The 24,742-nt window shown below is 44.4% G+C and carries 22 protein-coding genes; 2 read left to right on the top strand and 20 right to left on the bottom strand.

Going from position 1 to position 24,742, the window contains the following annotated elements:
* Positions 1–30 precede the first annotated feature (30 nt).
* The 7 genes from metG to adhE all read right to left on the bottom strand — a co-directional run bounded on the left by metG (position 31) and on the right by adhE (position 11,954).
* Entirely contained in the window at positions 31–2,049 is a 2,019-nt protein-coding gene (metG, locus tag MHI21_RS15680; protein WP_342418480.1) for a methionine--tRNA ligase, read from the bottom strand.
* A gap of 414 nt (positions 2,050–2,463) precedes the next feature.
* Positions 2,464–2,754, bottom strand: a complete 291-nt coding sequence (yidD, locus tag MHI21_RS15685) for a membrane protein insertion efficiency factor YidD (RefSeq protein WP_341163808.1) — start codon at positions 2,752–2,754, stop codon at positions 2,464–2,466.
* Position 2,755: 1 nt separating this feature from the next.
* Positions 2,756–3,247: a Fur family transcriptional regulator gene (locus MHI21_RS15690; RefSeq protein ID WP_013310843.1), complete on the bottom strand. Its 492-nt coding sequence runs from the start codon at positions 3,245–3,247 to the stop codon at positions 2,756–2,758.
* A gap of 253 nt (positions 3,248–3,500) precedes the next feature.
* Positions 3,501–5,723, bottom strand: a complete 2,223-nt coding sequence (locus tag MHI21_RS15695) for a copper amine oxidase N-terminal domain-containing protein (RefSeq protein ID WP_342418481.1) — start codon at positions 5,721–5,723, stop codon at positions 3,501–3,503.
* 218 nt (positions 5,724–5,941) lie between these two features.
* The gene (gene pflA / locus MHI21_RS15700) at positions 5,942–6,700 is read right to left on the bottom strand and encodes a pyruvate formate-lyase-activating protein (protein WP_013310845.1); all 759 of its coding nucleotides are present in this window, start codon (positions 6,698–6,700) and stop codon (positions 5,942–5,944) included.
* Positions 6,701–6,751: 51 nt separating this feature from the next.
* Complete coding sequence (gene pflB / locus MHI21_RS15705; RefSeq protein ID WP_103048672.1) at positions 6,752–9,013, bottom strand: formate C-acetyltransferase; 2,262 nt, start codon at positions 9,011–9,013, stop codon at positions 6,752–6,754.
* Positions 9,014–9,341: 328 nt separating this feature from the next.
* Positions 9,342–11,954, bottom strand: a complete 2,613-nt coding sequence (adhE, locus tag MHI21_RS15710; protein ID WP_341163810.1) for a bifunctional acetaldehyde-CoA/alcohol dehydrogenase — start codon at positions 11,952–11,954, stop codon at positions 9,342–9,344.
* Between the two features lie 258 nt (positions 11,955–12,212).
* Here adhE and MHI21_RS15715 point away from each other — a divergent pair, with 258 nt between their 5' ends.
* Positions 12,213–12,929 carry a Crp/Fnr family transcriptional regulator gene (locus tag MHI21_RS15715; RefSeq protein ID WP_013310849.1) on the top strand — a complete coding sequence of 239 codons (717 nt, stop codon included), beginning with the start codon at positions 12,213–12,215 and terminating at the stop codon, positions 12,927–12,929.
* A gap of 139 nt (positions 12,930–13,068) precedes the next feature.
* Here MHI21_RS15715 and MHI21_RS15720 read toward each other — a convergent pair whose 3' ends face one another.
* From MHI21_RS15720 to MHI21_RS15755, 8 genes are all read right to left on the bottom strand, one after another.
* Complete coding sequence (locus MHI21_RS15720; protein WP_341163811.1) at positions 13,069–13,836, bottom strand: class III extradiol ring-cleavage dioxygenase; 768 nt, start codon at positions 13,834–13,836, stop codon at positions 13,069–13,071.
* A gap of 705 nt (positions 13,837–14,541) precedes the next feature.
* Positions 14,542–14,886, bottom strand: a complete 345-nt coding sequence (locus MHI21_RS15725) for a helix-turn-helix domain-containing protein (RefSeq protein WP_071641521.1) — start codon at positions 14,884–14,886, stop codon at positions 14,542–14,544.
* 246 nt (positions 14,887–15,132) lie between these two features.
* Positions 15,133–15,864: a ThuA domain-containing protein gene (locus MHI21_RS15730; RefSeq protein WP_342418482.1), complete on the bottom strand. Its 732-nt coding sequence runs from the start codon at positions 15,862–15,864 to the stop codon at positions 15,133–15,135.
* 20 nt (positions 15,865–15,884) lie between these two features.
* Positions 15,885–16,853, bottom strand: a complete 969-nt coding sequence (locus tag MHI21_RS15735; protein ID WP_341163812.1) for a sugar phosphate isomerase/epimerase — start codon at positions 16,851–16,853, stop codon at positions 15,885–15,887.
* A gap of 77 nt (positions 16,854–16,930) precedes the next feature.
* Complete coding sequence (locus MHI21_RS15740) at positions 16,931–18,013, bottom strand: Gfo/Idh/MocA family oxidoreductase (RefSeq protein ID WP_342418483.1); 1,083 nt, start codon at positions 18,011–18,013, stop codon at positions 16,931–16,933.
* Entirely contained in the window at positions 18,006–18,773 is a 768-nt protein-coding gene (locus MHI21_RS15745; RefSeq protein ID WP_342418484.1) for a sugar phosphate isomerase/epimerase family protein, read from the bottom strand. Before MHI21_RS15745 ends, MHI21_RS15740 begins: the two co-directional genes overlap by 8 nt.
* 18 nt (positions 18,774–18,791) lie before the next feature.
* A complete protein-coding gene (locus MHI21_RS15750; RefSeq protein WP_233903743.1) occupies positions 18,792–18,962 on the bottom strand; it encodes a hypothetical protein in 171 nt (56 codons plus the stop codon).
* Positions 18,959–19,228 (bottom strand): Gfo/Idh/MocA family oxidoreductase, encoded by a 270-nt coding sequence (locus MHI21_RS15755; RefSeq protein WP_342418485.1) that lies wholly within the window; start codon positions 19,226–19,228, stop codon positions 18,959–18,961. Before MHI21_RS15755 ends, MHI21_RS15750 begins: the two co-directional genes overlap by 4 nt.
* 194 nt (positions 19,229–19,422) lie before the next feature.
* Here MHI21_RS15755 and MHI21_RS15760 point away from each other — a divergent pair, with 194 nt between their 5' ends.
* Positions 19,423–20,241, top strand: coding sequence for an AraC family transcriptional regulator (locus tag MHI21_RS15760; RefSeq protein ID WP_061829048.1), 819 nt, complete (start codon positions 19,423–19,425; stop codon positions 20,239–20,241).
* A gap of 83 nt (positions 20,242–20,324) precedes the next feature.
* Here the strand turns inward: MHI21_RS15760 and MHI21_RS15765 are convergent, their stop codons facing one another.
* The 5 genes from MHI21_RS15765 to MHI21_RS15785 all read right to left on the bottom strand — a co-directional run bounded on the left by MHI21_RS15765 (position 20,325) and on the right by MHI21_RS15785 (position 24,699).
* On the bottom strand, positions 20,325–21,809 hold the full coding sequence (locus tag MHI21_RS15765) for an alpha-N-arabinofuranosidase (protein ID WP_342418486.1): 1,485 nt from the start codon (positions 21,807–21,809) through the stop codon (positions 20,325–20,327).
* A gap of 319 nt (positions 21,810–22,128) precedes the next feature.
* Positions 22,129–22,407: a hypothetical protein gene (locus tag MHI21_RS15770; RefSeq protein WP_029517224.1), complete on the bottom strand. Its 279-nt coding sequence runs from the start codon at positions 22,405–22,407 to the stop codon at positions 22,129–22,131.
* Between the two features lie 97 nt (positions 22,408–22,504).
* Positions 22,505–22,825 (bottom strand): hypothetical protein, encoded by a 321-nt coding sequence (locus MHI21_RS15775; RefSeq protein ID WP_061829046.1) that lies wholly within the window; start codon positions 22,823–22,825, stop codon positions 22,505–22,507.
* A 72-nt stretch (positions 22,826–22,897) separates the two neighbouring features.
* On the bottom strand, positions 22,898–23,842 hold the full coding sequence (locus MHI21_RS15780) for a Gfo/Idh/MocA family oxidoreductase (RefSeq protein WP_342418487.1): 945 nt from the start codon (positions 23,840–23,842) through the stop codon (positions 22,898–22,900).
* Between the two features lie 167 nt (positions 23,843–24,009).
* Entirely contained in the window at positions 24,010–24,699 is a 690-nt protein-coding gene (locus MHI21_RS15785) for a TerC family protein (protein ID WP_025722249.1), read from the bottom strand.
* Between the last annotated feature and the right edge of the window lie 43 nt (positions 24,700–24,742).

Here is a 24,742-nt window from a genome sequence, read left to right on the forward strand (position 1 = left end):
CATTACGTTCTTTTATTTTTACATAGCGTACTACTTTACAACTGCACCATTCGGCATACCTTCCGGTACGGTGGCCAGCGTAAGCTGATCTCCATGTGATGCTGCCAAAATCATACCTTGCGACAGCTCTCCCCGAAGTTTTACTGGCTTCAGATTGGTCACACAGATCACCTTGCGCCCAATGATATCTTCAGGTGTATAAAACTTCGCAATCCCTGATACTACTTGCCGCTGCTCATAACCAAGGTCAAGCTGAAGCTTCAATAGTTTATCGGCCTTCTTCACAGGCTCGCAGGCGACGACCTGAGCAACGCGCAGTTCCACCTTGGCAAAATCCTCAATGCCAATCTCTTCCTTTGCCTCCGGTGCTTCCTGGCTCGTCTCAGATGCATTCTGCGGTTGAGCTTGTGTCGTAGCTTCCTCCGGCTTCTTACCTCCAGTCATCGCTTCCACGATAAAAGCAACCTCTTGCTCTGAATCCAGACGCGGGAAGATCGGATTACCTTTGACCAGCTGCGTTCCTTCCGGAATACGACCGAACTGTTTGCCACTATCCCATGTAGTCAACTCACCTTGGCTAATACCGAGCTGCTCCCAAATTTTATGAGGAGCACGGGTTAAGAATGGCTGGAGTAAGATGGAAGCGATGCGCAAGCTTTCTACCAAATGCAACATAACAGATGACAATTCGCGACGTTTTGCCTCATCCTTAGCCAAATTCCATGGTTGCGTCTCGTCAATATACTTGTTGCTACGGCTAATAAATTGGCTAATCGCCGTTAATGCCACGGAAAACTCCATGTTTTCCATGGCTTCTTCTACTTTACTATAAGTCGATGTTGCCATGTCTTCCAAAGCTCCGTCGAATGCTGTTACATTCGCTTCATAAGCCGGAACCTTGCCATCAAGATATTTATCTACCATCGCCACGGTACGATTCAATAAGTTGCCCAGATCATTTGCCAAATCCGAATTAACTCGATCTACAAAACTTTCTGGTGTAAATGTTCCGTCTGCCCCAAAAGGCACCTCGCGCAGTAAGTAGTAACGAAGTTGGTCCAAACCATAACGGTCAATCAACGTCACCGGGTCTACAACATTGCCTTTAGATTTCGACATTTTACCGTCTTTCATGAGCAGCCAACCATGTGCAAATACTTTTTTAGGCAACGGAAGATCCAGCGCCATCAGCATGATCGGCCAATATATCGTGTGGAACCTTACAATCTCTTTACCTACGATATGCACATTTGCAGGCCAGAATTTATCATACAGCTCGGTATTGGAAGAGCCATAACCCAAGGCTGTGATGTAGTTGGAAAGTGCATCAATCCACACATACACGACATGCTTCGGATCCCCCTTCACCTTAATGCCCCAATCGAAGGTAGTACGTGATACAGCCAAATCCTCCAGACCCGGCTTGATGAAGTTATTGATCATCTCTTTTTTACGTGATTCCGGCTGGATAAACTGTGGGTTCTCTTCATAAAATTGCAGCAACCGATCAGCATACTTGCTCATACGGAAAAAGTAACACTCTTCCTTGACCAGTTCTACAGGGTGTCCACTATCCGGGCTTTTTCCTCCAGCCACATTGCCTTCGGCGTCCTTCACCACGTCAACCAGCTGAGTTTCTGTGTAATACGTCTCGTCAGGGATGCTGTACCAGCCTTCGTATTCTCCCTTGTAAATATCGCCTTGCTTCAGCAAACGATCAAAAATTTCCTGTACGACAGCCTTATGACGTTCCTCCGTAGTACGGATAAAATCGTCATTGGAAATGTCGAGCTTCCGCCACAGTTCTTGAATACCTGCCACAATATCATCTACGAAACGTTGCGGCGTTTTGCCTGCTGCACTCGCTTTCTGCTCAATCTTCTGACCATGCTCATCCGTTCCTGTCAAATAGCGCACTTCATAACCACGTAGCCGCTTGTAACGGGCCATTGCATCTCCCGCAACCGTCGTGTAAGCATGACCTATATGTAGCTTGTCGCTCGGATAATAGATCGGTGTCGTAATGTAAAATGTGTTCTCATTGGACATGTGTGTTGCCTCCTGTTTTGTTCACGGCAGCTCGATAAGATCTGCTGACATGATGGTACTCCAATTCATGAATTTGGCACAAATTGGGCACAAAAAAGACCCCCGCCCCTATGGGACGAGAGTCACCTCACGCGTTACCACCCAATTTTCCTGTATCCTCGCAGACTACAGGCTTCACCGGTCACATCTGACCGCCCATTAACGCTGGAACACGCCTCCCCCTTACGCTTGCCTCACAAGCACTAATAACTGTGGCAAATACGCTCGAAAAAGGTTCCTCCAGGACCATATTCAGGCTTCGCTCCAGACCGGTTTGCAGCTAACCCCGGCTCTCTGTACTGGACGGTTTACCCTACTCATCCCTTCGCAGGAAAACAATATTAACCAAAATATAACCAAATCCGCATAGCGCTGTCAAGTCAGACCCTTCTTGGAGTGGGTAGCCAAACGATCTTCGCTAGACCTATCTGTTCCCTTTTTTGCAGGAGGGACCAAATCTACGCCGCCCGGATGAAAGGGATGGCACTTGGCTATACGCTTAGCAGCAAGCCATGAACCTTTGAGTGCACCATGCACCTCTACCGCCTCCAACGCGTACGCCGAACACGTTGGATAGAATCGGCAGGTAGCCGGCTTTAACGGTGAGATATAGGAACGATAAAACTTAATCGGAGCCTGTGCCACTCTGCGTGTGGTGATTTTCATTTCAGTAGCCCCCGTGGCTGTGAGTGTGACTGCTCGTCTGTCTGAATCCCCCATCCGAATTACTATCAGTATGCCCATTCTTCTGTTGACAATCTTTGCAATAACCAAAAATTTCAAACTTGTGCTCGACGATTTGGAATTGATCCGTTGTATCTGTCATTTGCATTGGGCAAAAAGAAATCGGTAATGTTTTCTGACAGCTCAAGCAAATCATATGGTGATGGTGATGATGCTCATTACAGCTCACCTTAAACTTCATTCCATCCTCAAAAGATACCTGTTCCAACACACCCAATTCCTGCATTACACGCAGATTACGATAAACCGTATCAAAGCTAAGTCCACTGTACTTCTTACCCATATATTCATAAACGTCTTTGGGGGACAGATACCCTTCATTCTCGGAAAATAACGTGGCCAACGTCTTGCGCTGATCTGTAATACGCAGACCCTGAGCGGACATTGTTGCAATAATCTCATCCTTTGTCAGCATGCGTTTCACCCTCCCCTGTCTGTAGTTTCAGGTTTTCTGATGCAGGCTTAGGCTTGCATCTATTTATTATACCACGATTAAAGTCAATATTATAAGAGATATTCGGATCTAGACATAAGAAAAAGACGCTCTCCGGCGCTACGATTAAATTCGCAGCAGGAGAACGCCTATATTCTGCAAGTGACATCGACTTTTAAACGGTGAATGACGAGACCCAAGGTCTAAGCCGGTAAACAGCACCGGTTATTTCATATTAATTTTTAATAGCTGGCAAAGGCATAACTACTACGGAAACCGGCAAGTTACTTCCTGCAGCAGCAGTGAAATACATTTCTACACTTTCCTCGATATGCCCTGTGCGATACAGCACACTCATCTCATTTGGAGCCCATACTGCGCCGTTCGTCGGGATACCCACAACCTGATTGTTTACCATCGCATAGCCGGAATATTCGCCTCCACGCGGGTTGAACGTAATCAGTGAATACGGCGCTACATGATCCAATTTAACTTTATATACAACACCAAAATTACCGGCATTGGAAGCAGAAGAGCCGTCCAGACCGTCCGTACCAATCAGGTTCGGATCTACCTTATTATCACCAAGAACGATACGTTGAGCTGTTTTACCAACCTCTTCGGTATAATTGAGCGTGATATCCGAATTAGCATACGTTCCACGGTTATGAATACCGTCCTTAGGCAGTTTTGCCAGAGTAGGCAACACAGTTAACGGATCTACATTTGCATCTAACACAATTACCGTGTATTGAATAGGTTGATCCGTATACAAATCGGATAACAAAGATATGACCTGTTTTTGCTTGATTTTTTGTGCATTCAAATCCTCTAAAATAATGCGGCTTTCGCCAGGATTTAGAACTGTGCTAGAACGCTTGCTTCCATCCTGCATGGATTGAAAATATCGTTGAATTGAGACTTTACCCGCAGCTGTGGCAAATTCAGATGGTCCAGCAAAACCAGAATTTTCGACATTCATGTTGGCAGGAGTAATATTGTTGTTGGTCGCAATCACGTACATTTTCACATCTCGACCCGTTTCATTCACATGATGGACGAGTATGCGCGTGCTGCCTGATCCGGTTTCCTGATACACAATTCCGTCCTGAAATACACGTTCCGGGCTGTTAGCACGGATCAAAAGACGCGGAGAAGATGTACTAGTCAAAGGAATGGTAGCCATGGTAGGCACCTGACTGCCGTCTACTGTATATTTATCACCATATGGTGTGAAGATTTTATTGAAATCATCTTCGTTGTACAGCAATTCATTCGTAATTTTAATTGTTTCACTTTTGGTACCTGTTACGCCGTGCTTATCAGTCACGGTGAGTGTGATTGTTACATCACCTGGTTGGAAGAAGGCAAGTTTCTTATTCTCCCAATCACGCTTAGTGATAGCATTCTCATCATCTGTACTCAGGTCGGTAATGGTGATTTTCTCACCCATTTTGTACTCTTTTTTATCAGTTGTAAACAGAGCCACTGGCGGCTGATTTGGTGGCCTTACTGTAATTGTAACTGAGTAAGGATCACTCCAGTTCCCAGCAGAGTCAAGAACAGAATAGGTAACTACATATGTACCCGGCTCCTGAAATACGTCCTGCTTACCTTCCCAACGTTGGTTTACAATCGGAAGACCTGTAGGAGAAGATTCCTTCGTCAAATACGTAACTTGGGTTTCGCCCGCATAGATATCTTTTTGCTGAACCGTGAAGGAAGCTTTAGGTTTCTGATTCAAATCCATGATAACTTGTTTAGTCGTATTATTCACAGTATAAGGAATATTTAAGGCCTGTGTAATCGAGGTCAATGGCACCATAAATACGTTCTTTTGCTGAAAAGCCGGTCCCTTCATTTGTCTGGCTTCACCGTTAACCGTATAAACCTTGCTGTCTGTTTTGAAGCGCATGACATTTGTTCCTTGTGTGATTACGGTTTCTTTGGTGGCAGTGTCATAACTAAACTGCAATCCGACACGGCTGACAAGAGAACGGATAGCTACATAGGAAACTCCGTCCTTAACAGTCATCGGCTGAGTTGCTGTGTACACCTGTCCGTTTTGTTCCATTTTCGCGCTGTTTAAGTACAAAATCAATTGATTAGCACCCATGGATGTTGGAGCTCCACCAGGATTGGTGATCGTTCCGTCTCCACCGTATACATCATTGGAAACGTTCGATCCGTTGGTTGTATCCGTAGGCAGGCCAGTCAATGGATCATTGGATACGCCTGTGTTATTAGGTGTAACCGTGTCATTTTGTGTGCTAGTTCCATCTTGATCTCCGATGCTATTCTGAACGCCTGAATCAGCAACATTGGCCTGAGCCTGCTGTGCGCTAACCGAATCGGTGGATTGAACGGTTGTTGATGCTGCTTCTGCTCCTACAGGGGCTACTGCGGCCACCTGAGCCACCGCAAGGGCGGTGAGCATGGTCCATTTCTTGAAATTCATTGTCTGTCTCCTTCTATCACCAAATTATTATCATTCCCGTAAAAAGTCATACTATTAGACGCGTCAGTTGTTAAAAAGTTTCTGGAAATTTTGCTGATCATGAAAAAAAGGGAACTTTCTCCTGTGACTGCAAAAAATTCAACAACAAAAAACCGCCGCCCATCTGACCTGATGTGGCGGCGGCTTCATTACTAGGAAATAGCTTTGAGCCATTTACATTATGATGGACGACAGACAGCATTCTTTCCTGCAGTCTCCAGACGACCCTCTTCAATGAGTCGGTATGCACGTTGAACTTCTTCATCTGTAGGAGATGGAACTCCCTCCAACGGATACTCCTTACCAAGCATTTCCCATTTGTAAACACCCATTTGATGGTAAGGTAAAATTTCGAATTTCTCGACTCCGTTCAACGTTCCGATAAACCGTCCCAAATTCAATAAATCTTGCTCGTCATCATGAATACCCGGTACAAATACGTGTCTAATCCACATTTTGCGCCCTTGCTCAGACAACCAGCGAGCCGTACTTAGCATACGGTCGTTAGACTTGCCTGTAAGCTTAATATGCTTGTCATTGTCAATATGCTTAATATCCAGTAGCACCAAGTCTGTTACGTCCAGCAGTTCATGGATACGGCCCGCGTCATTAAATCCGTTACTGTCCAGTGTCGTGTGCAAATTCCACCGACGTTTCACTTCTTTGAACAGCTCTGCGACAAAATGAGCTTGCAGCGTCGGTTCTCCACCGGATACGGTCAATCCGCCTCCTGAAGAACGGTAATAGGCTAAATACGGCTCAATCTCAGCCAATACCTCCTCCAACGTCATCGGATTACCTTCATTCAAGGCCCAAGTGTCCGGGTTATGGCAATATTGACATTTCAACAAGCATCCTTGCATAAAGAGCACGAAGCGGATGCCGGGACCATCGACGGTCCCGAAGGTTTCCAATGAGTGTATGTGACCTTTCAACATGTTGCATCATCCTTCCCGCATCCGCTATGCGTGCGTCATTGTAATACTTATTTACATTGTACCGTGGAAAGTACGGTTAATAACATCCAATTGTTGTTCACGAGTCAGCTTGATAAAGTTAACGGCATAGCCGGAAACACGAATCGTAAGCTGTGGATAGTTTTCTGGGTGCTCCATTGCATCCAACAGTTGTTCGCGAGCAAACACATTGACATTCAGATGATGTGCGTGGCTTCCAAAGTAGCCATCCATCATCGAAACAAGGTTTGTTTTGCGTGTTTCTTCTTCTTTACCCAGTGCTTTAGGCACGATGGAGAAGGTGTTCGAGATACCATCCAGACTGTGTTCATAAGGCAATTTGGCTACGGAACTCAGAGATGCCAAAGCACCTTTTTTATCACGGCCGTGCATTGGGTTTGCCCCTGGTGCAAACGGTTCGCCTGCTTTACGTCCATCTGGTGTTGTACCTGTTTTCTTACCGTACACCACGTTGGAAGTAATAGTCAGTACAGATTGAGTAGGAACCGCATTACGATAAGCTTTATGCTTGCGAATCATGCTCATGAAGCTTTCTACCAGTTCCACAGCGATGTTATCTACACGGTCATCGTTGTTACCATAGCAAGGATATTCGCCTTCGATTTCAAAGTCAACGGCAATCCCTTTTTCGTTACGGATTGGTTTAACTTTTGCAAATTTAATGGCACTCAAGGAGTCGGTAGCAACTGACAGACCCGCAATACCACAAGCCATGGTACGGAGAATATCACGATCATGCAACGCCATTTCAATGCGTTCGTAGCTATATTTATCATGCATGTAGTGAATAACATTCAAAGTGTTCATGTACAGTTTTGCCAACCATTCCATCATAGGTTTGAAGCGGCTCAACACTTCTTCATAATCCAGAACTTCACCTGTAATGGCTGGGAATTCAGGCCCTACTTGAACGCCAGATTTTTCATCTTTACCACCGTTAATTGCATACAGCAGAGCTTTAGCCAAGTTGGCACGAGCACCAAAGAATTGCATTTGCTTACCGATTTTCATTGCCGATACACAACAAGCAATACCATAATCGTCTCCATAAATTGGACGCATCAGATCGTCATTTTCGTACTGAATGGAGCTAGTTTCAATAGAAACTTTCGCACAATATTTTTTGAAGCCTTCAGGCAATTTTTCCGACCACAGTACAGTCAGGTTCGGCTCCGGTGCAGGTCCCAGATTGTAGAGGGTGTGCAGGAAACGGAAGCTGTTTTTAGTTACCCGAGTTTCTCCAGTTACGGACATACCACCAATGGACTCAGTAACCCAAGTTGGATCTCCACTGAATAGTTCATTATAGTCAGGTGTGCGCAAGAACTTAACAATACGCAATTTCATAACAAAATGATCGACCAGTTCTTGAGCTTGTTCTTCTGTCATTGTACCCTCTTCCATATCACGTTGAGAGTAAATATCAAGGAAGGAAGATACACGTCCTAAGGACATTGCTGCACCATTTTGTTCTTTGATTGCTGCAAGATATCCAAAATATACCCATTGGAAAGCTTCTTTCGCATTGTTAGCAGGTTTTGAAATATCAAAACCGTGCTCAGCAGCCATTTGTTTCAGTTCATTCAAAGCACGAATTTGTTCGGAAATTTCCTCACGCAGACGAATTACGTCTTCTTCCATGGAATCAACTTCAAGGCTTTTCAGTTGCAGCTTTTTATCTTGGATCAAGAAGTCTGCACCATACAAAGCTACACGACGATAGTCACCGATAATACGACCACGACCGTATGCATCAGGCAGACCAGTAATGATACCAGCTTTACGGGCTGCTCTCATTTCATCTGTATAAGCATCAAATACACCTTGGTTGTGAGTTTTACGAATATGAGTGAAAATATCAATGATACTTTCTGGTACTTCAAACCCATAGGCTTTACAAGCGTCGATCATCATCCGAATTCCACCAAACGGCTGCAAAGAGCGTTTGAATGGAGCATCTGTTTGTACACCGACAATTTGCTCTTTATCCCGGTCTAGATAACCCGGTTTATGTGAAATAATAGTGGATGGCGTATTCACGTCTACATCAAGCACGCCGCCGTTTGCCAACTCTTTTTTGGTAAGATCGGATACAATATCCCACAATGCAGTTGTGTTGGCGGTAGGACCAACCAAAAATTCTTCATTGCCAACATAAGGTAAGATATTAGTTTCAATAAAATCGTTGACGTTAACTTCTTTAGTCCATTTGCCTTTTTTAAAACCTCTCCAGCCAGATTGTTGCTCTTGTAATTCTCTCTCAATCACCGACATGTAAATCCCTCCAAATTGTTTGGTCTTCCGGACTTGTGATTTTTTTCACGATAAAGCTATTTCTTGAGCCCGGCCTGTTCACCGATGCCTTACGCTCAGTGTCGGGACCTTTCTTACACCCTTATTGTAGAATAATGATAGAGTGTAGTATGTGATAAAAATCACAATATGAGTGATTTTTATCACTTTATTTTCCCTAGCTTCACGCCTATATCCTTAGCCTTGCCGTTCACCTCCCTTCCCAAACCAACAGGCCCTCTATATAGAGAGCCTGCATGGGTATTGAACGAGAAAATGCTTTTTCACAAGCCTCTTCGTACCTATTATATTATTGGTCAAAACGTCCGTAGAAGGCATTGCGATAGACATCAGCCAACTCAGTAACCAGCGGCAACTTCGGATTCGCAGTTGTACATTGATCTTCAAAAGCGCGGTCAGCCAGATAGTCTACACGTGATTCGAAATCCTTCGCATCGAAACCGATTTGTTGGAACGATTCCTCGATACCAAGTGTTTTGTTCATCTTACGGATCGCTTCGATCAAGCTGTTAACCCCTTCTTCGGTGGTACGTGCAGGCAGTCCCAGTATGCGCGCAATTTCTGCATAACGCTCATCCGCAACAAAGTGCGAATATTTAGGGAACGAAGCAAATTTTGTCGGTTTTTTCGCATTATAGCGAATGACGTGCGGCATCAAAATGGCATTCGTGCGGCCATGCGCTGTGTGGTATTGTCCACCCCATTTATGTGCAAGACTGTGGTTAATGCCCAAGAATGCATTAGCAAACGCCATACCAGCAAGTGTGGAAGCATTATGCATTTTTTCACGAGCCAGCTTATCACCGGTCAGAGCCGATTGTTCCAGGTATTGGAATACCAATTGAATGGCTTTAATCGCCAGACCGTCTGTGTAGTCATTAGCCATTACGGACACGTAAGCCTCGATAGCATGTGTCAGAACGTCCATACCTGTGTCCGCTACAGCTGTTTTAGGCAGCGAATATACAAACACTGGGTCAATAATTGCCACATCAGGAGTCAACTCATAGTCAGCCAGCGGGTACTTCGTGTTGCCCAGGTTTTTGTCCGTAATTACTGCGAACGATGTAACTTCGGACCCTGTACCCGAGGTTGTAGGGATAGCTACAAATTGTGCTTTTTGACCCAAACGTGGGTACTTGTAAATCCGTTTACGGATATCCATGAATTTTTGTTTTAAGTTATTGAAATCAGTATCTGGATATTCATAGAACATCCACATGCCTTTAGCCGCATCCATTGGCGAACCGCCGCCCAGTGCGATGATGCAATCCGGTTGGAAACGTCTCATCATTTCAGTACCACGTTCTACCGTAACTGTCGATGGATCTGGCTCTACTTCAGAGAACACTTCGATAGCTACTGGTGTTTGGCGTTGATGCAGATAATGAATAACACGATCTACATATCCCAGTTGTACCATCATAGGGTCCGTGATAATGGCTACACGTGTGATATCAGGCATTTTAGCAAGATACTGTGTCGAATTTTTCTCAAAATAGATTTTGGAAGGTACTTTGAACCATTGCATATTCACCGTCCGTTTCGCCACCCTTTTCACATTAATCAAATTGACTGCCGATACGTTCGACGAAGTCGAGTTACGACCGTACGAACCGCAACCGAGTGTCAACGAAGGAAGGTTGGTGTTGTAAATGTCGCCAATCGCACCATGTGTGGAAGGTGCATTTACAATGATACGTCCTGTTTGCAGACGGTTTGCGAAGCGAGCGATAACGTCCTCATCGTTCGAATGAATAGCGGACGAGTGGCCCATGCCCCCGAATTCCACGACTTCAGCAGCGCGTTGAATACCTTGTTCTGCATTTTTTACTTTATAGCAAGCCAATACAGGACTCAATTTTTCCGCAGACAATGGGAATTTTGTTCCTACCCCTTCAATCTCAGCGACCAAAATTTTAGTTCCTGCTGGTACTGTGATACCACTCATTTCAGCAATTTTCACAGCAGACTGCCCGACGATAGCTGGGTTCACTGCACATTTCTCGACATTCATAGCTCCTTGAGTGAGCTTAGCTGCTTCTTCTTTATTTACAAAATAGCAGCCGTTAGCGATCATCAATTTTTTCACTTGTTCGAAGATTGGCTCTTCGATAATAACCGCTTGCTCGGAAGCACAAATCATACCGTTGTCGAAAGATTTAGAGAGGATGAGATCGTTCACAGCCTGCTTGATGTCTGCTGTTTTTTCAATAAAGCAAGGCACGTTACCTGGGCCTACACCCAGAGCAGGTTTACCGCAGCTATATGCCGCCTTAACCATGCCTGATCCACCAGTTGCCAGAATCAGCGCCACATCAGGGTGGTTCATCAGTACATTGGTCTTATCCATCGAAGGTGCTTCAATCCATTGAATACAATCAGCTGGAGCACCATGTTTAACAGCTGCTTCGAGCAAGACGCGGGCTGCTTCCGCACTACACGATTGAGCAGATGGATGGAAACCGAAAATGATTGGGTTACGTGTTTTAATGGCAATCAACGCTTTGAACATCGTAGTCGAAGTCGGGTTTGTCACTGGAGTGATCCCCATGATAATTCCGACTGGCTCTGCTATCTTTTGAAAACTCTCAAAATCATTGTCCTCAATGACACCGACGGTTTTTTCATTTTTGATACTATGATAGACATATTCTGTTGCAAACATGTTTTTGGTGATTTTGTCCTCGTACACACCGCGTCCTGTTTCTTCAACAGCCATCTTCGCCAGGTACATGTGTTTATCCATCCCTGCAAGTGCCATAGCTTGTACGATTTCGTCAATCTGTTCCTGATTCATACTCATGAAAGCTTGCTGTGCCCGGTTTCCCCGGTCAATCAGCGTTTGAATATACTGCTCTGCGCTTTGCTCTTTTTGGATAACCTCGTTTTTAACAGCCATTTCCCTCATCCTCCTGTTATCTCGTGTACTATCTCTTGTTCACGCACTGATCGTAACACAGCTTTTCAAGATATATTGTGATTTTTTTCACAATCTATTTAAAATTTTATTTTATGAAGTGAATTAAATCACAAAGTTTGGAATTCTGCCACTTTTCCCCCCTCTTCTTGCCCCAAAAACTCATTGCACAGGTATATAATGAATTTGAATTGATCAAGTTGCAGATAAAAAACATAGGATACAAAGGGGAAATGGACGATGAGAAACCCTACAAATGTAATGGAAGCCCGCGGCAACACCTGTTGCTTCTCGGAGGCCAGCTTCAACCGATTGCAAGTGATGATGAAAGATCGAGTTATGCCAGAAAGCTCGCATCTGTTCTGGGAAGGAGATACAGCGGATAAGCTGTTTTATATTAAGCGCGGACGCGTGAAAGTAACCAAAACAACGGATGAGGGTAAGGAACTTATTCTATATATGTATCAAAGCGGCGATCTTGTTGGTCAAGCTGATCCATTTTTCGGCACCAAGCATTCCTTTTCTGCTGAGGTTCTGGAAGACAGTGATATTGGCGTAATCGATCATACAGATCTGGAGCTGCTTATTTGCCAACATTGTGATTTTGCGATTGATTTTATGAAATGGATGGGTTCGCATCACCGCATTACTCAGACTAAGTTCCGCGATTTGATGATGTACGGCAAGCCAGGCGCTTTATGTTCGACACTCATCCGTCTATGCAATACCTATGGTGAGCCTCACGGCGAACATATCCTGATTCATAAGAAAATTACTCATACTGACTTATCTAATATGATCGGTGCGACCCGGGAAAGCGTAAACCGGATGCTTAGTGATCTACGTAAGAAAAATGCAGTAGAATACGATAATGGCATGATTGTTGTCAAGGATTTGGAAATGCTGCAAGGCGTATGTCATTGTGAATTGTGCCCTCGTGAGATTTGCCGGATATAATAAATTGTTTTTTATGTAAAAGGGAGTGTTATAAGCCATTATAGCTTATAACACTCCCTAATTTATTTCCACTCCCCTACTTATACAGGAGCAGTAGCGAAGCATTTTAACAATAGTTATTCTTCTGTCAACACACTTTTTAAAACTGTAAGCATAGATAACTTAAATTCCCCATCTCATAGCTTCTATGGATGACCTTGGCTTTGTTTGCAGGATTGCCACTCCCCATTGCAATAAACAACGGTACAAAGTGCTCTGCTCTTGGTACCGCCTGGCGAGCATACGGCGCTTCGCTTTCATAGTGATCCAAAGCCTCTATATCTCTACTTTGCACTTTTTCAATAATCCAATTATCAAAATCTATAGCCCAAGGTTCTGTTTTCGTTTCCCCCCATTTGACGATACGCAGATTATGAACAGTCACTCCACTGCCAATGACCAGAATATCCTGTTCTCCCAGTCCACGTAGCACTTCACCAATGACATATTGTGCTTTGGGCGAGAGATATGGATTTACAGAGATCTGAACTATCGGAATGTCTGCCTCAGGATACATACGATGCAACAATGTCCAGGATCCATGATCCAGTCCCCTCACCCGATCAGTTTGTACGTCAATACCCTTTTGTTCATATAATTTTTCCAACTTATTGGCCAGTTCCACAGAACCATGTGCTGGATATTTCACCGCGTACAGTTCCGGTGGGAAACCACCAAAATCATAAATGGTATCGTACACGTCATCCATCGAACTGATCGTTAACGTTTGCGCTTCCCAATGAGCAGTAAAGATAACAACCGCTTTAGGACGAATGCTTTTCCCCAGTTGCTCTAAAAATGAAGTATAGTCTGTCTGTTCAATAGCAAGCATCGGTGAGCCGTGGGCCAAAAATAAAGATGGCATCATATAAATATCCCCTTGTCATCAATAATTTATTTTATTCATTAAGTAACTTTATGTAAGTAATAGTACATAAGTAACAGAGTTATGTCAACACAGACTCCAACATACACTTAGATCAGTGATTCCATAAATAAAGATTGATATAGGTATAAGGTCATAGTAATATGTAACTAATAAATTTCAAAATTTCACTATACTTCGATACAAAGGACTGGTTTCTATGGAGATACATAATTCTAATTGCCCAAAATGTGGTTCCGTTTTTCGTCAGAACCTTAGAAACCTGTGTAGTACTTGTATTCAGGAAGAAAATATATTCTTAGACCGCTGTTCTAACTATCTATGGAAGCATCCTTCTACTCATACCCGCCAGCTCAGTGATGTAACCGGCACACCTATAGAATTACTCACAGACTGGGTAAGAGCAGGCAAGTTTCCCTCCACATACAGTCAGCTCGATTATCCTTGTGAGTCCTGCCGTTCCCCTATTTATGCAGGAAGACTTTGCCATTCCTGTCTGGGTACATTCCGTTCGGCCGCGCTGGATATTCAAACCCGTGTGCCCCGCCGTGCAACAGCAGCATTATTCTCAGTTGCAGGGCGCGTCAAAGGCTATTAAGCCGTGCTACCTATGCACAAAATAAAAAAACAGCCTTTTTCCTAGGAAAAGGCTGTTTTGCTATGAGAAACGCTTATTTAGTTTGGTGCTCATCTAATCCATTCCTCAGCCCAAAATTGAATCTGTTCCATAACCGGCTGAAGTGCACGGCCTTTGGTTGTTAGCTCGTATTCAATGCGGACAGGAGTTTCCGGATATACATGACGTGTAAGAATTCCTTCATTTTCCAAATCTTTCATCCGCTCTGATAACATTTTGTCACTCATTGTGGGAATCAGATTGGAAATATCCTTAAACCGCTTAGGACCGCTCATCATGGATTGAATAATTAATCCATTCCAACGCTTGCCCAAACATGAAAAGGCGGTTTCAAAACGCGGACACATTTTTGCACATTGCGGTTGACTCTCCAAATTTTTCACCTTCTTTTGCATTTCGGTTTGATAAAGCTTTCCTTTTGTTAGTATATATCATTTTAGCATACTTTATCCCGAAAGAAAACACTTTCTTCTTAAATTAAATACCTGCGCCGATAAAGTTGCCATGACCAAAACTGATTATACAACAAACCAACACAGCAGGTATATGTCTAAATCGTTAAATACAAAAAGGCGGAATCCCAAGAGGTTCCGCCTATCAGTCTGTTCATTATACAGCTCATCCATATGTGATGATTGTCATTATACCAACACTCCACCGAGAGGTCTTACAGGTTCACTCCTACCATATATTGGTTTGTTAATACTTGTCGGAGAAGACCAACGAATGCTGTTGGCGATAACTTTCAAAATATCAGGCTGGTAATAAGTCGGATAGGTCTCATGACCTGGGCGGAAATAGAATATCTTACCGCTACCTCGGCGGAAGGTACATCCGGTTCTAAATACTTCGCCGCCTTCAAAGTTACTAACAAATACCAGTTCATCCGGCGTAGGAATATCAAAGAACTCGCCATACATCTCTTCCTGCTTCAACAAAATTTTGGCATCTATGCCTTCTGCAATGGGATGTGACGGATTCACCGACCAAATAATCTCCTGTTCACCTGCCACCCTCCATTTCAGGTCACAGCTAGTGCCCATTAGGGCTTTGAATGGCTTGGAAAAATGGCCTGAGTGCAGCACGATCAACCCCATTCCTTCCTGCACTCGCTTGACAACACTCGCCGTAACTTCATCGCTCACCTGATCGTGGGCTTTATGCCCCCACCACAGCAGCACATCTGTGGAATTCAGAATATCTTCTCCCAAACCATGCTCGGCATCATCACGCAGAGTAGCTGTTCGAATGGCAAATCCCTCTCTTGCCAGGCCGTCAGCCAACGCTTTGTGTATCCCATCAGGATATATCTGTTTGGCTTCATCATTCAACTTTTCGTTCAAAAATTCATTCCAAATGGTGACGTTAATCATCAACATTTCCCCCTATTAGGTTAGACCCACCACATCTCGCTCAGCGGTTCTTCAATCAGTACCTGGCGAAGATTGTGGACGGCCTTAGTAAAGCCTTCCTCCACGGACATCAGACCATCTTCATGCTCAATACTCACTACATAATCGTATCCCACCAGACGCAGGGCACTGATAATATCTGCCCAGGTTTTTACATCATGCCCATAGCCCACAGTTCGGAACTGCCAAGCACGATCTAGCATTTTCGTATATTCCTGCATATCGGTAAGTCCATATTTATTTACATTGATCGGATCAATCGTCGTATCTTTGGCATGAAAATGGTGAATGGCTCCCTCTCGGCCCAAAATTTGAACCGCCTGCACTGGGTCAATTCCCTGCCACCACATATGGCTCGGATCCAGATTAGCACCAATGACCTCTCCCGCAACTTCACGCAAACGCAGCAAGGTCGCTGGTGTATGAACGGAGAAGCCCCCGTGTAGCTCCAGCCCAATTTTAACATGATGATCTGCTGCAAATTTCCCCGTCTCGGTCCAGTAAGGAATAATTTTATTCTCCCATTGCCACTTCAACACTTCCTGAAAATCATTAGGCCACGGAGCCACAGGCCAGTTTGGATATTTCGCATCCTCGTGATCACCCGGACAGCCAGAGAAAGTGTTCACAACTGGAACTTCCAGCTTTTCTGCCAATCGAACGGTTTTAAGAAACGTATCATGATCAGCCTGGGCCAAATGCTTTTGCGGATGGAGAGGATTGCCGTGACAGCTAAGCGCACTAATCGTTAGTCCGCGGGACTCTACTGCCTTTTTGAAATTTTTGAGCGCTGTATCATTCTCCAGCAACTCATCCGGCTTACAATGCTTATCTCCAGGGTTGCCACCTGTACCGATTTCTACAGCATCCAATCCTTGAGAAGCCACATAATCCAGCGCCTCCTCCAACGAACGTCCGCCAAACAACACCATAAATACTCCAAGTTTCAAAAGAAATCCCTCCCTGTATCATATGTGAAAAAAGCTGCTTTCATTATAATGATGGTCTATTCGGGATAATTACGGGCTTAGTCAAAATAGACAGCTTTCCCCGTACGAGCCGATTCATAGATAGCTTCCAAAATTTCAGTAACAACCAGTGCCTGTTCCGGCTTCACAAGAGGTTCTTTGTCGTCCAGAATAGATTCGATCCATAGACGGGCTTCGCGGTCTGCTTCATTTTCCGTTTCTCCAGAGTAAAAGGCAACACCGCCTGCATCCAGATCTATTTTCGTATCAAACAAGCGGCTGTTCTTTTCCCCGTTAATGCGCAATCCATCCTGCATATCGGCTCCGCCTTCGGTACCGCATAACAGCGTCTTCGCTTCGCCAAACTCTACAACGTTCAATGCCCAGCTGGACTCTAGTACAATAGTAGCTCCATTTTGCATCGTAATAAAACCAAAAGCTGAGTCCTCTACCTTAAATTCCTCAGGATTCCAAGGTCCAAAGGCATTTGCTGCATCTTTACGACCCCCTAGCTTATGGAAGGTTGAACCTAGTACGCTTTTAGGCTTGTAATTATCCATCAGCCAGAGTGTCAGGTCGAGTGCATGCGTGCCAATATCAATAAGGGGACCACCGCCCTGCTTCTCTTCATCCAAGAATACTCCCCAGGTCGGAACTGCGCGACGGCGTAGAGCAATGGCTTTGCCCAGATAAATGTCTCCAAGCTCTCCTTGTTCGACCAAGTGCTTCAGATACAAACTATCATCACGATAACGGTTTTGATACGCAATAGACAGCTTCTTACCTGTACGGTTGGCCGCATCGAGCATTTCCCGTGCCTGCTCTGCAGTTTTAGCCATCGGTTTTTCACACAGCACATGCTTACCTGCCTCAAGCGCCGCTACGGTAATTTCCGAGTGCGAGTCGTTGGGTGTACATACATGTACGACTTCAATGTCTTTATTTTCTAACAGCTTACGGTAATCGCTATAAACTTGCGAGCCTTCAACTCCAAACTTTTCTGCTGCCTCTTCAGCGCGCTCCTGAATGATGTCACAGAATGCAACGATTTCTGCACGCTTCTGCTTGGCAAGACTCGGCAAGTGTTTGCCGTTGGCAATCCCTCCACAACCAATAATCCCGATTTTGAGTGTTTTAGACATGAATATTTCCTCCCTGAGCTGCGTATTGTTGGAGCCATTTAATGCTGGTTTCAATGCTTTCGATTGGAGGATTTGAGCAGAAATCCTGTTCTACGACGATCCAATCCACACCTGCCTGAATAGCGGCGTCTGTAATGGCCTGAAGCTGCACTTCGCCTTTGCCAAGCTCTACAGTCACTGCTTTTTGTTGCTCGTCACGTGCCATATCCTTTAAGTGAATGATAGGCAGGCGTCCATTATAACGTCCGATGTATTCCACTGGATCATAGCCCCCATAGTATACCCAACAAGTATCCATTTCGACCTGTAACAAATCATCGGAAACCGCATCATATAAAGCATCGAATACCGGGCGATCATTGATTTTTTCTGTCAATTCAAAATCATGATTATGATAAGCCAGTATCAAGCCCTGTTCTTTCACTTTTTCACCAATACGATCCAAATTAGCAAAAAGTTCATCCCACTGTCGCTGTTCTTCGGTTAAATAAGGAATGATTAGGTATTTATTTCCCAATTCTTTGTGGTATGCAATCTCCTCATCCAAATGATCCAGCAAACGAGAATATTGTATATGAGTTCCGACAACTTCCAGATTCAGCTCATCCAGAAGCGCTCTGACATCCTTGGCATTGCGTCCGAAAAAGGTATGAAATTCTACCCCTTTATAGCCAAGCTCAGCTACCTTGCGCAACGTACCTTCAAAATCCTGTTCAAGCTCTTCCCTTACTGTGTACAATTGCAATCCTACTTTAGCCATTCCCCTTCACCTCTTTAATTAAGATGAATTTTCCATTATATCTGTTCCATAATACAAATCCTCGTCCGGTTTGAACGTGCTTTCCATCGTAATGTGATTGCCTTCCAATGATGAGCGCTGAAAAGCATGCATGGCTTCTAACACATGGTAGGCCAGTTCAGCATTGGCACGATGGTCCGTGAATTTCAATGCGCCAAAGGCTTTTCACTGTACACATGCTTGCCTGCCTCTAGTATCGCCACATCTGTCAGTGCATGGCTGCCAGGCACGGTCAGATTAAATACAAGCTCAATCTCAGGCTGACGAAGCAATTCATCCACTTTGTATACGTTTTCAATGTTGAATTCATCGGCCCTCTCCTTGGCCCTCTCATCCAGTAAATCAGCGGCGGCCACCACTTCAATAAGTGGGCTCTTTTGGAGATTTTCAAGATATACCGAGCTAAAGTACCGCATCCGATAATCCCGGCCTTCATTCGTTCCACGTCGTCACACTCCTTGGCCTCCAACATGTACTTTCTCATCTAACATGTAAGCTTTACAGTTCACATAGTATTCTATTTCTGTTTCGTTTAAAATGAATAATATGATTAAAACATGAACAATCTGGTCAATATTTGAAACAGCCATAGCCCAAAGGAGTCATCATCATGTCTATCGTCGAGCCTTGTCAGGTTCTTACCGCAGGCTATTCCTTCCATCGAAAGCCCTTTTATTCGAACCAGCCTGATGGGATCAAAAATTATTTATTCCGTTTGCAAACAGATGGACGCTGCCAGGCCCGCATTAACGGGGAAATGACACGGATTGAGGCGGGTGACCTACTGCTATTCAATCCTACCGAGCCTTATGAACTGGATATTCATAGTGAGTTGAACCCCATGGGAGAGCAGGTCGTGGAAAGTGGAGATTATCACATTTTTTTCGGTGGTTCCTGGGTAGATGAGTGGTGGAACCATCATAAACGACCCAACAGAATTAAGGTTCAGCTCACAGAAGCCCTGCTTGGTCTATTTCGTCAGCTTGTGATGGAGCAACGACGTATTTCTAATCCTTACCCGGAAATATCAAGTTATTACATACGCATTTTATGTTTGGAGTTTGACCGTATGCTATCCGATCATCCTATCGCTACTCATCATAACTATCTTGCGTATCAGATTAAAAATTATATTGAAGAAAACGCATCCTCTAACTTCAAACTGGATGACGTGTCTTCACACGTCGGTATCAGCGTATCCCGAGCAGTACATCTGTTTAAGGAAACATTCGATACGAGCATTATGCAGTACACGCTGGACATCAGGCTTAACATGGCGAGAGAACGAATCATTTTCAGTCCCATGTCACTGGAACAAGCCGCCGAATCGTCAGGATTTGCAAATTACACGTATTTTCACCGTGTATTTCGTTCCCGCTTCGGTATGTCGCCTAAAGAATTCAGGGTGATTCACCGCGAGCAATTGTAGGACAAAGAGAGCGTTCACCTGAACGCTCTCTTTGTCCATAACCAATAATAGTGAATACTGCTTACATACCACGACCCAGTTTTTTACGGAGCAATTGTCAGTATCACTACCGACATTGGTGGCAGTGTAACATCCAAATGCTGACCTTGCAGCTGATAGGATGTGAAAGCTTCCTTTTTCACACGCTCTGGCTGATCAAACGTATTATGTGCCTGCATATCGTCGCTGGCAAGGACAACACCGCTGATCTTTTTAATCTCTTCCAGTCCTCTTAGCTCCAAATTCAAGTTTGCCGACTCGCCCGGATGGACGTTGCAAAAGCTAATATGAATATTGTCATCCTGCGCCTTGGAGGCGGACACGCTTACTTGTGGGATGGAATCCCCGTCATATTCATAATCGCCTACCTTTACATGAACAGCCAGTGCTTGTGCATCCTGATGCACCTTAAACATTTCAAATATATGGTATGTCGGTGTCAACAACATAGCAGGACCTTCGGTCAGAATCATTGCCTGTAAAACATTGACCATTTGAGCTATATTCGTCATCTGTACTCGGTCATGGTGATTATGGAAAATGTGTAGGTGCAGCCCAGCTACCAGCGCATCGCGCATCGTATTTTGCTGATACAGGAAGCCTGGATTGGTTCCCGGTTCAGTCAGGAACCAGGTTCCCCATTCATCGACGATCAGTCCGACCCTTTTGTCAGGATCATATTGGTCCATAATGGCTGAATGACGAGTAATCAATTCATCCATATGCAATGATTTTTTCATCGTCTCGAACCATTCCGCTTCATCAAAACCGACTGCTTGCCGTTTCCCTTCCCAGTTTCCCGGGATCGTATAGTTATGCAGGCTCAAACCGTTCATAAGATGCCCAGCTTCACGCATCAACACTTCGGTCCAACGATAATCATCCACATTCGCCCCACCTGCAATCCGATAAATGCGGTTCTCGCCATAGTTACGGACATATGTCTGATATCGGCGATACAGGTCGGCATAATATTCTGGGCGCATGTTACCGCCACAACCCCAGTTTTCGTTACCCACTCCAAAATATTTGAGCTTCCATGGTTTCTCACGACCGTTTTCCTGACGCCATGCAGCCATAGGGGACTCTCCATCGAAGGTCATGTACTCTACCCACTCCGACATTTCCTGAACTGTACCACTGCCGACATTTCCACAAATATAAGGCTCTGCATCTAACAGTTCGCACAATTGAAAAAACTCATGTGTGCCAAAATGATTATTTTCAACCACACCGCCCCAATGCGTATTTACCATTCTCTTACGGTTTTCTTTTGGCCCGATACCATCTTTCCAATGATATTCATCGGCAAAACAGCCTCCCGGCCAGCGCAGCACAGGAATGTTCAGCTTTTTCAGGGCTTCCACCACATCATTACGAATTCCGTTTGTGTTCGGAATCGGTGAATCCTCTCCAACCCATATGCCTTCATAAATGCAACGTCCAAGATGCTCAGCAAATTGTCCATAAATGTTTTTATTAATAATGCCTTGTTTCCAATCGGTATTAACAACAATAGAACCCTTCACAACAAACCCTCCCCAAAAATATTAAGATTGTTGGAACATCCGCACAAATGTTTGCGCTTTCATTTTGGCCTAAATATCACTCATACACCGATTTTCTTTCGATCATAATTTTTACGCATCATTACTTTTAGTAATCATTAATATAAATATTAATAATTAAACAAAAACATTTCACGTGTTTAATATATTTTATTGTCTACTTTTTGTCAATCGTTAAGATAAGGTCCAATCAAACCAAAAAGCCTGCCATTAAGGCAGACCAAGGTATGACTATTTTAACCCGTAATCCAGGTTCAACCGAGCCTGAGCATTGTATCTTTTAGGCTGTTCCTATCCAGCGTGAACCATGGTAACTGGGACAATTTTGAGCTGCCGCCAAAGCACGTACACGAACAATACTTCCGCTGATACCACATGTATGCCCGGACATTAACTCTTCACATTGTGAGCAGGCCAACAGTCTGGCTTCGTACACTTCATCATTTACACATTCCATTTTGGGTCTCATGTTGGTTAGAATTCTGGTAATTTGCTCTTCCGATATCGAGATATCTCTTTCACAGCCTTTACAGGTACTTGGCACAGGTATATCTTCCATCGTAAGCTTACCCTCCCCATCAACAATGTCTTAAGTAAATATAGTTGAGTCCATGATGCCATAAATGATAACAGTATATTCTTTATTCTGGCTAGCCTTATTTCCGTTCCGACGGAAGGCTCGCAGCCGCCTCAGATACGACCATTGCCAAGTCCTCATTTCCGAACATGGACAGTACCCCTAATACCGTATCCAGCGGAATATCACCCGCTTCTTCACGCGATACAGTCAACTTGCGTACTCTTAGCAGACGCTCGTTGCTATCCTGATGCGGATATGCTTCACTATATAGTTCCTCTGGCTCCAACCCGTGATTGATACACCATTGCGCAAACACAAGGATCATCATATCTTCTTCTTGCTTATAATTTTCAATGATGGCTTCTTCTAGCTGTTTACCACGGTTATCTTCTTCCATTCATTCATTTCTCCTTCAACCTAATTCTTGATGTCTGTCTGGACTGTTAAGTTCACGTTCGGACGTTCCATATTAATTACTCAAACGGCTGATCAGCTCGTCAGCCAGCATATGGCTATCCAATACTTTTCCAGCCCGTACAGCACACTCCTCTGGACGATGAATATGCTCCAGAAAATGATTTACGACTCCGGTGAATCCCCGTCTTTCCAAAATCGTATCCCAGCTTCCAAAAGCTTGCGTTAGTGGTGAATGATTTTTTTGCATAAAAACAGCCTGTTCCATATTTGTTACTTCAACAGACCGTCCTGCCCCGTGAAGCTCCAGCTTCTCTATGTCAGCTCCTGCCTGTCTACTCATACTATAGCTTCCGGTAGCATTCCCCAAACGTACGGTCCCGAACGCAGCATCCATATATCCTTCACTCGTCCTATTCAGATTACTATGCAGCAGCTCATAATCATCGCCACCCAGCCACAAAAGCAAATCAAGCATGTGAATTAAATCATCATAAACCGTCTGTGCCGCCGGTCTTCGGTCATATCCAGTACGGTGTTTAATGGCCGCACATTGACTAAATCCACCTGCTTCCTCTAACCATGCTTTAGCAGCTACATAATGCGGGGCAAAACGTCGATTAAAGCCCACCGCCAGCAGCACGGCCTGCGCTTCCGCAAAAGCGGTCATTTCCAGATTCTGACGAACATCATAGGACAACGGTTTATCCACATACACGGCAATCCCTTTTTCAATACACGCCATAACCAGATCAAAATGAGCTTCGGTCGCGGCATGTATAAATACAGCTTCCGGTTCCCATGCTAGCAGCTCTTTCACATCTGTCGTTCCTCTTGGCAACCTATATTGCTCCATAATGGAACTCACCGGCTCCTGTGAACGGTTCATGACACCTACAATATCTACACCTTGGTGTGCTGCCAGTAACGGTAAGTATACTTTTCGAGCAATACCACCCAGTCCTGCAATAGCTACTCTTGTCTTCGTTTGCTTGTCCATATCGTTCCCACCTCTAATCACTCATTCATCTGTTGTCTAGTTTACATGGAAGTCTGCTGACAAGCAAAGAAAAGAGACTGCTCCCGGTCCAGTTGGAGGACCTAACGGAACAACCTCTATGGCATGAACGTTCAGCTTCAGCTAAGTTTACTTCAGTGTAAGTTAGCTTAGGCGTGCTGTGCTTGCTTTCTTGTTTTTTCACTTTTAATTTTTTTAACACGCATCCCAATGGCTACAACCAGAACCACAACCAGAACCTCAAAACCGTATTTAACGACCCCGTTCATAAACCAGTGCGCAATCAGCGGTTCCGCCACCACCATTTTGGCAGCAGTATAAGCCAGTACAGCAGCACCAATCGTAATAACTACTGGGTAACGTTCAGTCAGCTTCAAGATAATCGTACTTCCCCACACCATGATTGGAACGGAGATTGCCAGACCCAGTATAACAAGCAGCATGTTTCCATGAGCTGCTCCTGCAACAGCAAGTACATTGTCGAGGCCCATCATCGTATCCGCGATAATAATCGTGCGGATCGCTGCCCACATTTGATTCGTAGCTGAAATTTCATGTTTTTTCTCTTCGACCAGCAGCTTATAGGCAATATAGATAAGTGCGAGTCCCCCAATCAAACGCAATCCATAAATTTGCAATAAATACGTGACCAGCACTGTAGCAATCACCCGAATGATGACCGCTCCGACCGTCCCCCAAATAATGACCTTCTTTTGATTGGCCTTATCAACATTGCGAGCCGCCAAACCGATTACGATCGCATTGTCACCAGCTAGCACCAGATCAATGATAATGATGGATACTAATGCGGTTAAAAACTCAATTGACAAAAAATCCATACGTTTCTCCCACCTTTTTTATTTATTTGTTATACTGTACATA

Source organism: Paenibacillus sp. FSL H8-0168 (genome assembly GCF_038592955.1).
In the GTDB taxonomy this organism is placed as follows: Bacteria; Bacillota; Bacilli; order Paenibacillales; family Paenibacillaceae; genus Paenibacillus; species Paenibacillus polymyxa_B.